Raw genomic sequence first — 14,747 nt, forward strand, 5'->3', positions numbered from 1 at the left:
CCCATGTCCGATTTCGATTATGACGTCCTGGTTATCGGTGCTGGCCCGGGTGGCTATGTCGCCGCGATCCGTGCTGCGCAGCTGGGCCTGAAGACCGCCTGTGCCGAAAGCCGCGAGACGCTGGGCGGCACCTGCCTCAACGTCGGCTGCATCCCGTCGAAGGCGCTGCTGCACGCCTCGGAACTTTATGACGAGGCCGCCAATGGCGCGCTCGCCAAGCTGGGCGTCAAGATCGACAAGATGAGCCTGGACCTGCCCACCATGCAGGGCCAGCGCGTCGATGCCATCAAGGGCCTGACCGGCGGCATCGAATATCTGTTCAAGAAGAACAAGGTGACCTGGCTCAAGGGCCTGGCCAGCTTCACCGGCGCCAACACCGTCGAAGTGAACGGCGAGAAGGTGACGGCGAAGAACATCGTCATCGCCACCGGTTCGTCGGTCGCCCCGCTGCCGGGCGTGGCCGTGGACAATGCGGGCGGCAAGATCGTCGATTCGACCGGCGCGCTGGAACTGGACAAGGTTCCGGGCCATCTGGTCGTCGTCGGCGGTGGCGTCATCGGTCTGGAACTGGGTTCGGTGTGGAAGCGCCTGGGCGCCAAGGTCACTGTCGTCGAATATCTCGACCAGATCCTGCCCGGCATGGATGGCGAAGTTCGCAAGGAAGCCAACAAGATCTTCAAGAAGCAGGGCTTCGAATATAAGCTCGGCACCAAGGTGACCGGCGCCGAAGTCGGCAAGTCGGGCGTGACCCTGACCGTCGAACCCGCCGCCGGTGGCGACGCCGAGAAGATCGAAGCCGATGTCGTTCTGGTATCGATCGGTCGTCGTCCCAACACCGAAGGCCTGGGCCTCGACAAGATCGGCCTGGAGCTGAACGCGCGCGGTCAGATCGAGACCGACCATGAGTTCGGCACCAAGGTTCCGGGCGTCTGGGCGATTGGTGACGTCATCCCCGGCCCGATGCTGGCGCACAAGGCCGAGGACGAAGGCATTGCCGTCGCCGAGAATATCGCGGGCCTGACCGGCATCGTGAATCATGACGTGATCCCCTCGGTGGTCTACACCAAGCCGGAAATCGCGGGCGTGGGCCTGACCGAGGAAGCCGCCAAGGAACGTGGCGCCGTCAAGGTCGGCAAGTTCCCGATGATGGCGAACAGCCGTGCCAAGACCAATCACGAGCCCGACGGCTTCGTGAAGATCATCGCCGACGCCGAAACCGATAAGGTGCTGGGCGTGTGGATCATCGCCACCGTCGCCGGCACGATGATCGCACAGGCCGCGCAGGCCATGGAATTCGGCGCATCGAGCGAAGACATCGCTTACACTTGCCATGCGCACCCGACGCACAGCGAAGCGATCAAGGAAGCGGCGATGGCCGTGACCGGTAAGCCGATCCACATGTGATCGACTGCGCGATCGCAGGATAAGGGAAGGGGCCTCCGCCAAGCGGGGGCCTTTTTCTTTTGGGGAAGGACGCGCGCTGCTCTATCGGACGGGCATGAACCAATTCCCCTCCAGCCAGTCGGTGCCGTCGGCCAATCCCGAGCGGTTGTTCTTTGCGCTGTGGATCATCTTTTCGGTGCTGACCGCGCTGGCCGACATCATCGCGATCGTCCGCCATCCCGAAATGACGTTGCAGATATTGCCGCAGACGGCCCTGGGGCTGGCGGTGTGTCTGCCCTTCGGCGCGGTCGCGATCCTGCTGCGACGCCGGCGGCTCAAGCGCCAGGCCGCGCGCGACGCCTTTCTTCAGGCGATGGCGCGGCTCGACTGAGCATCGCCGGCGGGCGCCAGCGCGGGCCGAATGGCGACGCGATTGCGGCCCTTTTCCTTCGCTTCATAGAGCGCGCTGTCGGCGCGGGCGATCGCGTCATGGATCGAGCGGTCGGCGCGATGCAGGCTGGTGAGGCCGAAGCTGGCGGTGAGCGGGCCGGGCAGGCCAAGCCGGCTTGCCGCCTGTTCGGCAAAGCGCAGCCGGATCGCGTCGGCAATGCCGGTCGCCATGGCGGGGTCTGCGCCGGGCAGGAAGAGGATGAACTCCTCGCCGCCGAAGCGGGCGATGACGGCATCGGCCGGGGCCAGCGCCCGCAGCGCATCGGCCAGCGCGACGATCACCCGGTCGCCCAGCCCATGGCCATGGGCGTCGTTGACCCGCTTGAAATGATCGATGTCGCAGGCGATCAGGCTGCCGCTGGCATCATGGCGGGCCACCGCCTCCTCGAACCCGCGGCGATTGAGCAGGCCCGACAGCGGATCGACATGGGCATCATGGCGGTAACGGGTGAGCACGTCCTGCATGGCTGCCGCGAGCGCCGATAGGGCCAGGAACAGGCCGAACATGCAGGCCAGCGCCTGCATCAGGAAGGCATATTGGCTGTCGCGGAACGCGACGCCGCCGGGCAGGGTGAAGGACACGCTGCTGCCGCGCAGCAGATTGTCGAGCGCGACCAGGGTGACGGCGGCATAGAGGGCGCGATCGGGCCAGCCGCGCAACTGGCCGCGGCCCGCAATCAGCGGAATGGATATCAGCAGGAAGCAACCGAAATCGGACGACACCAGTTCCAGCGGGACGATGTCCCGCATCACTGCAAAGCTGCAGATCAGGATCGATATCGCCCAGATGGCGATGCGCAGCCCCAGCACCCAATTGGGGCGCCAGCGCGTCAGCAGCGCCTGGCTGAACAGCAGGAATCCGGTGGCAAAGGCGGTGTCGGCGACGATGCCCCACAGGTCCGTGGGCAGGAAGTCGAACGCGACCGGCACGGAAAAGCCCGTGGCGACGCTGAAGAAGGCACCGCTCCACCAGCCCGCTTCGCGCGCGCCCCAGCCCCAGACGATGAGGAAGGCGACGCCGAAGCTGGCCATCATGATGGGCAGGAAGAAGGCGAAATTCTCACCCACGAAGCGCGACCGATCCTTTGTGCAGCATGACGGCATGACGTCACGTCATGCAGGAGCGCCATCCTGCATTATCCGGTAAATGTCGATGGTTAAGAGAGCGTAACGGTTGCGACGGGCCGAGCGGGGAAACTGTCTAACCTGGATCAGAAATGCGGCTTGCGCTTCTCGCGGAACGCCGCGACGCCTTCGGCAAAGTCGGGATAGGTGAAGGCATCGCGGAACATTTCCAGCGTCACCATGTCATCGTCCGCCTGACCGTCGAGGATGCGGCGGACCATCGCCTTGGACGCGCGCACGCTATGCTGGGCATTGGCGGCAATCTCGCGGGCCAGTGCGTCAGCAGCGGCCCGCGGATCGGCCGCGATCTCGTCGACCAGGCCGATGGCAAGCGCCGCATCGGCATCGTGCAGCGCGCCGGTGAACAGGATGCGCTTGGCCCGTGCCGGCCCGACCAGATCGACCAGCAGGCGGGTGTCGAACAGCGAATAGACGATGCCGAGCTTGGCCGGGGTGATGCCCAGCCGCGCGGTGGGCGCCGCGATGCGCAGGTCGCAGGCGATCGCCAGCCCGCATCCGCCGCCGACACAATCGCCGTCGATCGCCGCGATCATCGGCTTTTCGGCATGGGCCAGCGCATATTGGCTGGCGCGGATCGCGGCCTGGTTGGCGGCGCGCCAGTCAGCGTTGCCCGAACAGGCGGCAAATTCGTTGATGTCGGCGCCGGCGCAGAACAGGCCGGGCGTGGCCGAGGCGAGGATCAGCACGCGGATATCCGCGTCGGCCATGGCATCGGCGACCAGATGCGGCAGAGACTCCCACATCGCCTGGGTCATGGCATTGCGGCGATCGGCCCGGTCGATCAGCAGCCGGGCGACCGTGCCGTCCCGCTCCAGGCGCAAGCTCATGCCGGCCAGGCTTCCAGCATCGGCACCAACTCGTCGAAATGGTGGATCACCGCATCGGCCTCCAGATTTTCGACCGGGCCGTCGAGGAAGCCGAAGCTGACCGCGATGCTGGGAATGCCGGCATTGCGGGCGCCGGCAATGTCGTTGATCGTGTCGCCCAAGAAGATGGCGCGGCCGCCACCGGCCCGCTCGATCATCGCATGGATCGGCGCCGGATCGGGCTTGGCAATGCCGACCGTGTCACCGGCGACGACCGAGGCGAAGCGGTCGAACAGGCCCAGTTGGTGCAGCAAGGGGATCGTGAAGCGTTCTGCCTTGTTGGTGCAGATTGCCAGCTTCACGCCGCGCTCCGCCAGCGCATCCAGCATCGCCATCATGCCGGGATAGGGCAGGGAGTGGAGCGCCAGATTCTGTTCATAATAATCGAGCAGGATCGGCAGTGTCTGGTCGAGGATCGCTTCGTCATAGCCGCCCGACGCGTCGAGCGCGCGCTGCAGCATCACCTTGGCGCCCTTGCCGACGAAGGGCCGGATGGAATCGACCGGGAAGGGGGCTCGGCCGATCGTGCCGATCGCGTAATTGACCGCCGCAGCGAGATCGCCGCTGGTGTCGAGCAGGGTGCCGTCGAGGTCGAAGCCGACAATGTCGAAGGATAAGCGTGCCATGGCATCGCCATGCCGCGTCGGCGGTGGCAATGGCAAGGCAAACATGGCAGAGAGCCGTGATATTCCAGACCACTTGAACGAAAAGGACGCGCTCGCCGTGACCGCACCTCGCCCCCTAGCAGTCGTCATCCTTGCCGCCGGGCAGGGCACAAGGATGAAGTCCGGCACGCACAAGGTGCTGCACCCGATCGCCGGGCGGCCGATGTTGCTGCACCTGCTTGCCAGCGTCGCGGACCTGCTGCCCGAGCGGCAGGTGGTCGTGGTCGGCGCCGGCCGCGAGCAGGTGGAAAAGGCGGTCGAGGGCAGCGGCGTCGCCATCGCCGTGCAGGAACAGCAGCTTGGCACCGGTCATGCCGTGGCGCAGGCGCATGATGCGCTGGCGGGCTTCGCGGGCGACGTGCTGATCCTCTATGGCGACGTGCCGCTGGTCAGCGGCGCGACCATGAAGGCGATGCTCGATCGGTTGAGCCGGGGCGACGAGCCGCGCGCGGTGGTGCTGGGCTTTCGCCCGGAGGACGCCGCTGCGTATGGCCGGATCATCGCCGATGGCCAGGGCATCATCGAGAAGATGGTCGAGTTTAAGGATGCGAGCGAGGCCGAGCGCGCCGTCACCTTGTGCAATAGCGGCCTGATGGCGGTGCGGGCGAGCGACCTTTTCGTGCTGCTGGACCAGATCGGCAACAACAATGCGGCCGGCGAATATTATCTGCCCGACATCATCATGCTGCCCGGTGCGAACAGCGCCGTGATCGAGACGGAAGCGTGGGAAGTGGCCGGCGTCAACAGCCGCGCCGAACTGGCCGGCGTCGAAGCCGTGTGGCAGGACCGCCGCCGGGCCGAGGCGATGCGCGAGGGCGTGACCCTGGTCGCGCCGCAGACCGTCTTCTTCGCGCACGACACGGTGCTGGGCCGCGACGTGACGGTCGAACCCAATGTCGTCTTCGGTCCGGGTGTCACCATCGCCGACAATGTCGTCATCCATGCCTTCTCGCATCTGGAAGGCGCGACCGTGGCCAGCGGCGCCGACATCGGCCCCTATGCCCGGCTGCGTCCGGGCGCTGACATCGGCCCCAAGGCGAAGGTCGGCAATTTCGTCGAGATCAAGAAGGCGCGGCTCGACGAAGGGGCAAAGGTCAATCACCTCTCCTATATCGGCGACGCCAGCGTCGGCGCGGCGGCCAATATCGGCGCGGGCACGATCACCTGCAATTATGACGGCTTCTTCAAGTATAAGACGCAGATCGGGGCGGGCGCCTTCATCGGCTCCAACAGCGCGCTGGTCGCGCCGGCGACGATCGGCGATGGCGCGATCGTCGCGGCGGGCAGTGTCGTGACCAAGCCGGTTCCGGCCGACGCGTTGTGTCTCGTCCGTCCGCAGCAGGAAAGCAAGCCGGGCTGGGCGGCGGCGTTCCGCACCCGCATGCGCGAGCGGAAGGCGAAGGCTTGAGCTTCATCCGGCGCCGGCCGTTTCTGTCCGCTCTGCTGCTCCTGTTGCTGATCGCGGTGGCAGGGCCGCTCTGGCTGCTGATGAACGCGCGCGCGATGCCGGCCGTGCGGCGCGCCGATGTCGTGCTGCCTTTCCCGGCGGGCGCGTCTCAGCAGCCGATCAGGGTCGCGCTGCTGACCGACACCCATCTGTCCGGGCCGGACAACAGCCCGGCGCGGATGGCGCGGATCGTGGCCCGGATCAACGGCCTCAAGCCCGACCTGATCCTGCTGGGCGGCGACTATATCGGCGACAATAAATGGGGCGCGACCTATGATGCGCGCCGCGCGATCGCCCCCTTTGCCGGGCTGCGCGCGCCGATGGGCGTGGTCGCGGTGCTGGGCAATCATGACAGTCGCAGCAGGAAGAACCGGGTGGCGCTGAGCGCCGATGACTGGCAGCGCGCCTTTGCCGATCTGGGCATCACCCTAGTACAGGATGGCGCGGTGCGGCGCGGGCCGCTGGCGATCGGCGGGTTGAAGGACATCTATACCCGCAAGCCCGACATACCCGATACGTTGAAAGCGATGCAGGACATTGGCGGCGCGCCGGTCATCCTGTCGCATGGACCCGATGTCTTCCCGCTGCTGCCCGATGCGCCGTCGCTGACCCTGGTCGGCCATACCCATTGCGGTCAGGTGGTACTGCCCTTTGCCGGGATCGTCTATGTGCCCTCCCGCTATGGCACCCGCTATGCCTGCGGCCGCTATCAGGATGGCAGGAAGGCGATGATCGTGTCCGGAGGCGTGGGCACCAGCGGCCTGCCCTTCCGCATGCTGGCGCCGCCCGACATCTGGCTGATCACCATCCGGCCACGATGACATTCTTTTCATGGCTCAGCCATGGCGCTGTCGCCTGACCGGCATTAATGGCATGGCGACAAAGCTGTCCTATATGGACGCTATCTGACTAATCTGGTTCGGCGGGGCTTTCCACCATGTGCGGTATCATCGGAATTATTGGTAAGGATCAGGTCGCGGAACGACTGGTCGATGGCCTCAAGCGGCTGGAATATCGCGGCTATGACAGTGCCGGCGTCGCGACCGTGCATGACGGCCGGATCGATCGCCGCCGGGCCGAGGGCAAGCTCAACAATCTGGTCAAGGAACTTGGCCAGTCGCCGCTGGCCGGCACCACCGGCATCGCCCATACCCGCTGGGCCACCCATGGCGCGCCGACCACCAGCAATGCGCACCCGCATGCGACCGGCGAAGTGGCGCTGGTCCACAATGGCATCATCGAGAATTTCAAGCCGCTGCGCGACGAACTGATTGCCCGCGGCCGCACCTTCGACAGCCAGACCGACACCGAAGTGGTCGCCCATCTGGTCAGCGAACTGGTGGAGCAGGGCGTGGCGCCGAAGGAGGCCGTGGCCCAGGTGCTGCCGCGCCTGCACGGTGCCTTCGCACTCGCCATCCTGTTCAAGAGCCATCCCGACATGCTGATAGGCGCACGCCTCGGCTCGCCGCTGGTCGTAGGCTATGGCGATGGCGAGACCTTCCTCGGCTCCGACGCGCTGGCGCTCGCCCCGCTGACCCAGCGCATCGCCTATCTGGACGAGGGCGACTGGGTCGTCATCACCAAGGATGGCGCCGAGATTTTCGACAAGGACAATAACCCGGTCGAACGCCCGGTCACCATTTCCGGCGTGTCCGGCGCGATGATCGACAAGGGCAATCACCGCCACTTCATGCAGAAGGAAATCTATGAGCAGCCGGTCGTCGTGGCCCAGACGCTCAAGGCCTATCTGCAGCGGATGGATGATCGCGTGTCGCTGCCGATCCCCGATTTCGACCTGTCGACCATCCGCCGCGTCACCATCGTCGCCTGCGGCACCAGCTTCTATGCCGGCATGGTCGCGCGCTACTGGTTCGAACAATTCGCCCGCGTGCCGGTCGATTTGGATTTCGCCTCCGAGTTCCGCTATCGCGAGCCGGTGATGGAGGAGGGCGGCTTGGCCCTGTTCATCAGCCAGTCGGGCGAAACCGCCGACACGCTCGCCGCGCTGCGCTATGCCCGCGCCCAGGGGCAGAAGATCGCCGTCGTCGTCAATGTGCCGACCAGCTCGATGGCGCGCGAGGCCGACCTGCTGCTGCCGACCCATGCCGGCCCGGAAATCGGCGTCGCCTCCACCAAGGCCTTCACCTGCCAGCTTGCCGTGCTCGCTGCCTTCGCCGCCAATCTGGCGCGGGCCAAGGGCAAGCTCAGCGCCAAGGATGAGAAGGAAATTGTCCGTCACCTCGCCGAAGCGCCCGCCGCGATCAACGGTGCGCTCGCCTATGACGAGGCGATCGAGGCGATGGCCCATCATATCGTGCCGGCGCGCGATGTCCTGTATCTCGGCCGCGGCACCGACTATCCGCTGGCGCTGGAAGGGGCGCTCAAGCTCAAGGAAATCAGCTATATCCATGCCGAAGGCTATGCCGCCGGCGAGATGAAGCATGGCCCGATCGCGCTGATCGACGAACTGGTGCCGGTGATCTGCATCGCGCCCAGCGGCCCCCTGTTCGAAAAGACCGTCAGCAACATGCAGGAGGTGCAGGCGCGCGGCGGCAAGGTGGTGCTGATTTCCGACTATGACGGGGTGCAGGCGGCGGGCGAGGGGTGCCTCGCGACCATCACCATGCCCAAGGTCCACCCGCTGATCGCGCCGATGGTCTATGCCGTGCCGGTGCAACTGCTCGCCTATCATGTCGCCGTGCTCAAGGGCACCGACGTCGATCAGCCGCGCAACCTGGCGAAGAGCGTCACGGTCGAGTGAGCCGGGCCGCCCCTGCCGTCATGATGGCAGGGGCTTTGGCTGCCGCGGCTTCGATCAGCCGCCACCGGGCGAATTATGGCCACCCGCCGGCACCGGGCCGCCGCTTGGCGCGTGGCTGTGGTCGGGATTGCTGTCCCAGTCGATATGATAGAGGTCGAAGCGGCGGTCGCGCAGGTTGCGGACCGTGCCTTCGGCCCGCGCCCAGCTGAGGTCGGCCAGGTTCACGTCCGCCATGGTCAGCGTCTCGACATTTTCGCTCGCCTCGGCCGCGATGCCGTCCCGCGCGAAGGGCAGGTCGCACGGCGTCAGGATCGCGCTCTGGGCATATTGGATGTCCATATTGTCGACGTTCGGCAGATTGCCGACATTGCCCGACATCACGACATAGCATTGATTCTCGATCGCGCGGGCCTGCGCGCAATAGCGCACGCGCATATAGCCCAGGCGCGAGTCGGTGCAGAAGGGGACGAAGATGATGCGCGCGCCCTGGTCGACCAGTCGGCGGGCCAGTTCGGGAAATTCGCTGTCATAACAGATCAGCACGCCGATCGGGCCGCAGTCGGTCTGGATCACGTCGAGCGCGTCGCCGCCCTTGATGTTCCACCAGAAGGCTTCGTTGGGGGTCGGGTGGATCTTTTCCTGGGTGTGGACCGATCCGTCGCGCAGCGCGACATAGGCGATATTCTGGATGTCGCCATCGTCGGCGCGGGTCGGGTGCGATCCGCCGATGATGTTGATATTATATTCCAGCGCCATCCGCGTCAGTTCCTTGGTCAGGCGCGGGGTATAGCCGGTCAGCTTGTCGATCGCCTCGATCGGGGAGAGCTTCTTGGTCTCGAAGGAGAGCAGGGGCAGGGTGAACAGTTCGGGGAAGACGATGAAGTCCGACCGATAATCGGCCGCCACGTCGACGAAATATTCGATGTTGCGGACGAACTCGTCGAAATCCTTCACCGCGCGCGCCTGGAGCTGGCAGGTGGCGAGGCGGACGCTTTCGACGCCGCGCGGCACCCGCATTTCGGGTGCCTCGTCCGGGTCGACATAGGGGTTGCGCCAGACCAGATGCGCGGCATGGCCATCCGACTGCTTGTCTTCGGGCAGGTAATTTTCCAGCACGCCCAGCGGTTCGAACTGGTTCTTCAACTGGAAGCTGATGACCTGGTCGCGCAGCTTGCCGCTGACCACCTTTTCCAGATAGTCGGCCGGGCTGCCGGCGCGGCGCTTGGCGCGGGCATAGCCGGGCATGCGGCCCGCAATGACGATGCCGTGCAGGTCCAGTTCCTCGGCCAGTTCCTTGCGCTCGTCATAGAGGCGCTGGCCGATGCGCAGCCCGCGCAGCTTGGGATCGACCGCCATTTCATAGCCATAAAGCCATTCGCCTGCTGCGCTGTGGCGGGTGCCGAAACCGTTGGCGGTGATCTCCTCCCAGTCATGATGGGAAAAGGCCATCGCCTTGCTGACGCGCATGGTGGCGCAATAGCCCACGACCTTGCTGTCATAGAGGGCGACGAAGCAGCCATTGGGGAAATTGTTGATCTGGCCGCGGATGGTGGCCAGCGAATAATTGGGCATGCCGGGATAGGCGCGGGCGATCAGCCGCTGGATGCCGCGCACATCGCCGGGCACCGCCGCCCGGACTTCCAGGCGCTTCTTGGCTGTCGTGGTCATTCTTCGCTCCCGTCGCATCAATCCGAAAAGGAAAAGGCGGCGCCGGGATGCGGCGCCGCCTCGTTCCGTTTCCGTATTGAAAGCTTCAGGAAGCGATCAGTTCCGGTAAAAAGCCTTTATCAGGCCCACTTGGCCATTTCGGCTTCCAGATTGACGCGGATCGCCTCGAAGAACTGCTCCGTGGTCATCCAGGCCTGATCCGGGCCGATCAGCAGGGCCAGATCCTTGGTCATCGCGCCGCCTTCGACGGTCTTGATGCAGACCTGCTCCAGCGTCTCGGCGAACTTCACGACGTCCGGCGTATCGTCGAACTTGCCGCGGAACGACAGGCCCTGGGTCCAGGCGAAGATCGAGGCGATCGGGTTGGTCGAGGTCGCCTTGCCCTGCTGGTGCTGGCGATAGTGGCGGGTGACGGTGCCGTGCGCGGCTTCGGCTTCCACGGTCTTGCCATCGGGCGACAGCAGGACCGAGGTCATCAGGCCGAGCGAGCCGAAGCCCTGGGCCACGGTGTCCGACTGGACGTCGCCGTCATAATTCTTGCAGGCCCAGACGAACTTGCCGCTCCACTTCAGCGCCGACGCGACCATGTCGTCGATCAGGCGATGTTCGTAGACGATGCCGGCCGCCTTGAACTTGTCGGCGAATTCGGCGTCGAACACTTCCTGGAACAGATCCTTGAAGCGGCCGTCATAGGCCTTGAGGATGGTGTTCTTGGTCGACAGATAGACGGGCCAGCCGCGGTTCAGGCCATAGTTGAAGCTGGCCTTGGCGAAATCGCGGATCGATTCGTCGAGATTGTACATGCCCATGGCAACGCCGGCGCTGGGGAATTCGAACACTTCATATTCGAGTTCCTCGCCATTGGTGCCGACCCACTTCATGGTCAGCGTACCGGCGCCGGGCACCTTGAAATCGGTGGCCTTATACTGGTCGCCAAAGGCGTGACGGCCGACGACGATCGGGTCGGTCCAGCCCGGAACCAGGCGGGGGACATTCTTGATGACGATCGGTTCGCGGAACACGACGCCGCCCAGGATGTTGCGGATCGTGCCGTTGGGCGACTTCCACATCTTCTTGAGGCCGAATTCCTCGACGCGCGCTTCGTCGGGGGTGATGGTGGCGCACTTCACGCCGACGCCATATTCCTTGATCGCGTTGGCCGCGTCGATCGTGATCTGGTCGCTGGTCTCGTCGCGCTTCTCGACCGACAGGTCATAATATTTCAGGTCGACGTCGAGATAGGGGAGAATGAGGCGCTCACGGATCCATTCCCAGATGATGCGGGTCATTTCGTCGCCGTCGATTTCCACGACGGGGTTTTTCACCTTGATCTTCGCCATAGCGCCTATTCGCCTTCTTCTCTTGGGTGGAATTATGGGGACGCCCTACGGCCTGCGCCGCCAATGTTCAACCGTCCAGCGCCGGATTTCCGGCCGATCATGCGATGCATGCGCAAGACTGTTGTGCGATGCGCGTTCATGCCGGGAGCCAAGGACGGGGATCGTCGTTGTCAGGATCAATGTCTCCCCCTAAAGACATGCCCATGGAAAATGACGAGATCACGATTGCCGCAGGCGGCAATGTCAAATGGCGCTTCCCCTCGGTCCATCCCGAAGGGGTGAAGTTCGGCGCGATCGCGGCTGCGATCACCGGCCTGTTCTTCGTGATGGGCTGGGAAATCATCGGCTGGCTGATGCTGATGGTCACCATCTGGGTGCTGGCCTTCTTCCGCGATCCGATCCGCGCTGTGCCGCAGGATGAAGGCGCGATCATCGCCCCGGCGGATGGCCTGGTGACTCTGATCCAGCGTGTGCCGCCGCCGCGCGAGATGGCCGGCCCTGATGGCCTGGGCGATCAGCCGCTGATCCGCGTGTCGATTTTCATGAGCGTGTTCGACGTCCATATCAACCGTACCCCGATCGGCGGCACGGTGAAGGCCGTCACCTATATTTCGGGCAAGTTCCTCAACGCCGATCTCGACAAGGCGAGCGAGGATAATGAGCGCCAGCATATCCTGGTCGAGCGTCATGACGGCCTGCGCGTCGGCTTCACCCAGATTGCCGGCCTTGTCGCGCGCCGCATCGTACCCTTCGTCAAGCCGGGCGACATGGTCGCCGCCGGCCAGCGCATCGGCCTCATCCGCTTTGGCAGCCGTGTCGATGTCTATCTGCCCGCTGGCACCGCGCCGCGCGTGATCCTGGGCCAGCGCACCGTCGCGGGCGAGACGATCCTGGGCCAGATCGGCGATCGCCGCGTGATCGCGGGCATCCAGCAGTGAGGCAGCGTCGCGCCGTTCCGCGCGGGCTGCGGCGCGGCATCACGCTGCGCATGCTGGCACCCAATGCGGTGACGGCGATGGCGCTGTGCTTCGGCCTCACCGGCGTGCGCTACGGCATTTCGGGCGAGTGGGAACGGGCGGTATTGTCCATCCTGTTCGCCGGCGTGCTCGACGGACTGGACGGCCGGATCGCCCGGATGTTGCGGGGCGAGAGCCGCTTTGGCGCCGAACTGGATTCGCTGTCCGATTCGATTGCCTTCGGAGTCGCGCCGGCGCTGATCCTCTATCTCTGGTCGCTGCACGCCATGCCGAAATTCGGCTGGATCTTCGCGCTCGCCCATGCCCTGTCCTGCGCGCTGCGCCTGGCGCGGTTCAACGCCAATATCGATGTCGAGGAGCAGCCGCACAAATCGGCCGGCTTCCTGACCGGCGTGCCGGCGCCGGCCGGTGCGGGCCTCACCTTCGTGCCGCTCTATCTGTGGATGGTGACGGGCGAAGAGATTTTCCGCGCCTGGTATGTGGTCGCGCCCTGGACCGCGTTCGTGGCCTTCCTGATGATCTCCAGCATCGCCACCTATAGCTGGTCGGCGCTGCGGCTGCGCAAGCGCATCCGGCTGGAACTCATCGCCTTTGTCGGCCTGTTGGCGGCGGCGCTGGCGACCCAGCCCTGGCTCACTCTGCTGTTGATCTGCGGCGTCTATGTGCTGCTGATTCCGTTCGGCATCCTGTCCTACGCGAAGGTGCGCAAGCAGCCTGTTGGCTGAGCCTTATGCCCCGTTCAGGCAGCGAGGGCGCTGCCGGGCAGGGCGGGGGCGGACAGGGTGGCGCCGCGGGCCGGCTGGCGCACGCGGTTCCGCGTGATGCGGATATGATAGACGGGCGGGGTCTGGGGAATCGGCTCGAACAGCAAAGCTGCCGCCATCTTCTGATGATAGAGCGCAAACATCCAGGCAATGGTGCCGACCGCCAGCAGGAAGGCGGCGGAGAAAATGGTCGCTGCAACAATGGTGAACATGGCCGCTGACTTTCTATCTTGCCATTTGCACGCTTAGGCTCACTATGTCGGTGCAAACGGGCGTTTAGACTGTTTGTTCCATCTGTTCACTTTATGTTCTCATATTGAGAGCGAGTCAACCCCTTGCGCAACGGGGTTTTGGGCGTTAAAGGCGCGCCCATTCCACATGGGAATCGACATATCCGGTGCCGGACGGGTCTTTGAGACCATCCAAGGTTCCTGATTCCCAGAGGTAGCAACCGGAAGGAGAAATGATTATGGCGACCCCCGTCGTCACCATGCAGCAATTGATCGAGGCTGGCGCCCACTTCGGCCACCAGACCCACCGCTGGAACCCGCGGATGAAGCCGTACATCTTCGGCGACCGCAACGGCATCCACATCCTTGACCTGTCGCAGACCGTGCCGCTCTTCGCGCGCGCCCTCGACTTCGTGTCGGCCACCGTCGCCGGCGGCGGCAAGGTTCTGTTCGTCGGCACCAAGCGCCAGGCCCAGGATCCGATCGCCGAAGCCGCCCGCAAGTCGGGCCAGCACTTCGTCAACCACCGCTGGCTGGGCGGCATGCTCACCAACTGGAAGACCATCTCGGGCTCGATCAAGCGCCTGAAGACCCTCGAAGAGAAGCTGTCGGGCGATACCCACGGCTTCACCAAGAAGGAAGTCCTCCAGATGACCCGCGAGCGTGAGAAGCTGGAACTGTCGCTGGGCGGCATCCGTGACATGAACGGCATCCCCGATGTCATGTTCGTGATCGACGCCAACAAGGAAGAGCTGGCGATCAAGGAAGCCAACACCCTGGGTATCCCGGTTGTCGCCATCCTCGACTCGAACGTCTCGCCCGATGGCATCGCCTTCCCGGTTCCGGCGAACGATGACGCCAGCCGCGCCATCCGCCTCTACTGCGACGCCGTTGCCGCCGCCGCCACCAAGGGCAACCGTGGTGCGCAGCAGGCTTCGGGCATCGACATGGGCGCTCTGGACGAGCCCGAGGCCGAAGAGGTCGTCGCGCAGGCCTGATCCGCGGTCTTCGAACTGCAAGAATGACAGGCTAGGGCGCGGTCCATTACGG

Annotated in this window: 14 protein-coding genes; 8 read left to right on the forward strand and 6 right to left on the reverse strand. The window is 64.9% G+C overall.

Annotation, left to right across the window (positions count from 1 at the left end; all coding sequences use genetic code 11):
* Nucleotides 1-3: 3 nt before the first annotated feature.
* Together lpdA and U0025_RS03015 are read left to right on the forward strand one after the other, a co-directional pair.
* Nucleotides 4-1,404, forward strand: a complete 1,401-nt coding sequence (lpdA, locus tag U0025_RS03010; protein WP_004211158.1) for a dihydrolipoyl dehydrogenase — start codon at nucleotides 4-6, stop codon at nucleotides 1,402-1,404.
* Nucleotides 1,405-1,498: 94 nt separating this feature from the next.
* A complete protein-coding gene (locus tag U0025_RS03015) occupies nucleotides 1,499-1,774 on the forward strand; it encodes a hypothetical protein (protein WP_004211159.1) in 276 nt (91 codons plus the stop codon).
* Here U0025_RS03015 and U0025_RS03020 read toward each other — a convergent pair.
* The 3 genes from U0025_RS03020 to U0025_RS03030 all read right to left on the reverse strand — a co-directional run bounded on the left by U0025_RS03020 (nucleotide 1,750) and on the right by U0025_RS03030 (nucleotide 4,471).
* Nucleotides 1,750-2,901, reverse strand: a complete 1,152-nt coding sequence (locus tag U0025_RS03020) for a GGDEF domain-containing protein (protein WP_004211160.1) — start codon at nucleotides 2,899-2,901, stop codon at nucleotides 1,750-1,752. The two genes, U0025_RS03015 and U0025_RS03020, sit on opposite strands and share 25 nt — an antisense overlap.
* Nucleotides 2,902-3,044: 143 nt before the next feature.
* Nucleotides 3,045-3,806 carry an enoyl-CoA hydratase-related protein gene (locus U0025_RS03025; protein ID WP_004211161.1) on the reverse strand — a complete coding sequence of 254 codons (762 nt, stop codon included), beginning with the start codon at nucleotides 3,804-3,806 and terminating at the stop codon, nucleotides 3,045-3,047.
* Nucleotides 3,803-4,471 (reverse strand): HAD family hydrolase, encoded by a 669-nt coding sequence (locus U0025_RS03030; RefSeq protein WP_004211162.1) that lies wholly within the window; start codon nucleotides 4,469-4,471, stop codon nucleotides 3,803-3,805. Before U0025_RS03030 ends, U0025_RS03025 begins: the two co-directional genes overlap by 4 nt.
* Nucleotides 4,472-4,625: 154 nt before the next feature.
* Between U0025_RS03030 and glmU the strand changes: the two genes are divergently transcribed.
* The 3 genes from glmU (at nucleotide 4,626) to glmS (ending at nucleotide 8,718) form a co-directional block, all read left to right on the forward strand.
* Complete coding sequence (gene glmU / locus U0025_RS03035) at nucleotides 4,626-5,918, forward strand: bifunctional UDP-N-acetylglucosamine diphosphorylase/glucosamine-1-phosphate N-acetyltransferase GlmU (protein ID WP_037491129.1); 1,293 nt, start codon at nucleotides 4,626-4,628, stop codon at nucleotides 5,916-5,918.
* The gene (locus U0025_RS03040; protein ID WP_004211164.1) at nucleotides 5,915-6,778 is read left to right on the forward strand and encodes a metallophosphoesterase; all 864 of its coding nucleotides are present in this window, start codon (nucleotides 5,915-5,917) and stop codon (nucleotides 6,776-6,778) included. Before glmU ends, U0025_RS03040 begins: the two co-directional genes overlap by 4 nt.
* 116 nt (nucleotides 6,779-6,894) lie before the next feature.
* Nucleotides 6,895-8,718 (forward strand): glutamine--fructose-6-phosphate transaminase (isomerizing), encoded by a 1,824-nt coding sequence (gene glmS, locus U0025_RS03045; protein WP_004211165.1) that lies wholly within the window; start codon nucleotides 6,895-6,897, stop codon nucleotides 8,716-8,718.
* Nucleotides 8,719-8,772: 54 nt separating this feature from the next.
* On the opposite strand, the gene U0025_RS03050 is transcribed toward glmS, so the two are convergent.
* Entirely contained in the window at nucleotides 8,773-10,386 is a 1,614-nt protein-coding gene (locus tag U0025_RS03050; RefSeq protein WP_004211166.1) for a bifunctional GNAT family N-acetyltransferase/carbon-nitrogen hydrolase family protein, read from the reverse strand.
* A 119-nt stretch (nucleotides 10,387-10,505) separates the two neighbouring features.
* Nucleotides 10,506-11,726: an NADP-dependent isocitrate dehydrogenase gene (locus U0025_RS03055; RefSeq protein ID WP_004211167.1), complete on the reverse strand. Its 1,221-nt coding sequence runs from the start codon at nucleotides 11,724-11,726 to the stop codon at nucleotides 10,506-10,508.
* 203 nt (nucleotides 11,727-11,929) lie between these two features.
* Here U0025_RS03055 and U0025_RS03060 point away from each other — a divergent pair, with 203 nt between their 5' ends.
* Both U0025_RS03060 and U0025_RS03065 read left to right on the forward strand, forming a co-directional pair.
* On the forward strand, nucleotides 11,930-12,664 hold the full coding sequence (locus U0025_RS03060; protein ID WP_029547694.1) for a phosphatidylserine decarboxylase: 735 nt from the start codon (nucleotides 11,930-11,932) through the stop codon (nucleotides 12,662-12,664).
* Nucleotides 12,665-12,714: 50 nt separating this feature from the next.
* Nucleotides 12,715-13,428: a CDP-alcohol phosphatidyltransferase family protein gene (locus U0025_RS03065; RefSeq protein WP_051156968.1), complete on the forward strand. Its 714-nt coding sequence runs from the start codon at nucleotides 12,715-12,717 to the stop codon at nucleotides 13,426-13,428.
* Between the two features lie 14 nt (nucleotides 13,429-13,442).
* Here U0025_RS03065 and U0025_RS03070 read toward each other — a convergent pair whose 3' ends face one another.
* Nucleotides 13,443-13,679, reverse strand: a complete 237-nt coding sequence (locus tag U0025_RS03070; RefSeq protein ID WP_004211170.1) for a hypothetical protein — start codon at nucleotides 13,677-13,679, stop codon at nucleotides 13,443-13,445.
* Nucleotides 13,680-13,936: 257 nt separating this feature from the next.
* Here U0025_RS03070 and rpsB point away from each other — a divergent pair, with 257 nt between their 5' ends.
* Entirely contained in the window at nucleotides 13,937-14,695 is a 759-nt protein-coding gene (gene rpsB, locus U0025_RS03075; protein ID WP_004211171.1) for a 30S ribosomal protein S2, read from the forward strand.
* Nucleotides 14,696-14,747 lie beyond the last annotated feature (52 nt).

Origin of the sequence: Sphingobium yanoikuyae, from assembly GCF_034424525.1 — a bacterium.
Lineage (GTDB): Bacteria > Pseudomonadota > Alphaproteobacteria > Sphingomonadales > Sphingomonadaceae > Sphingobium > Sphingobium yanoikuyae.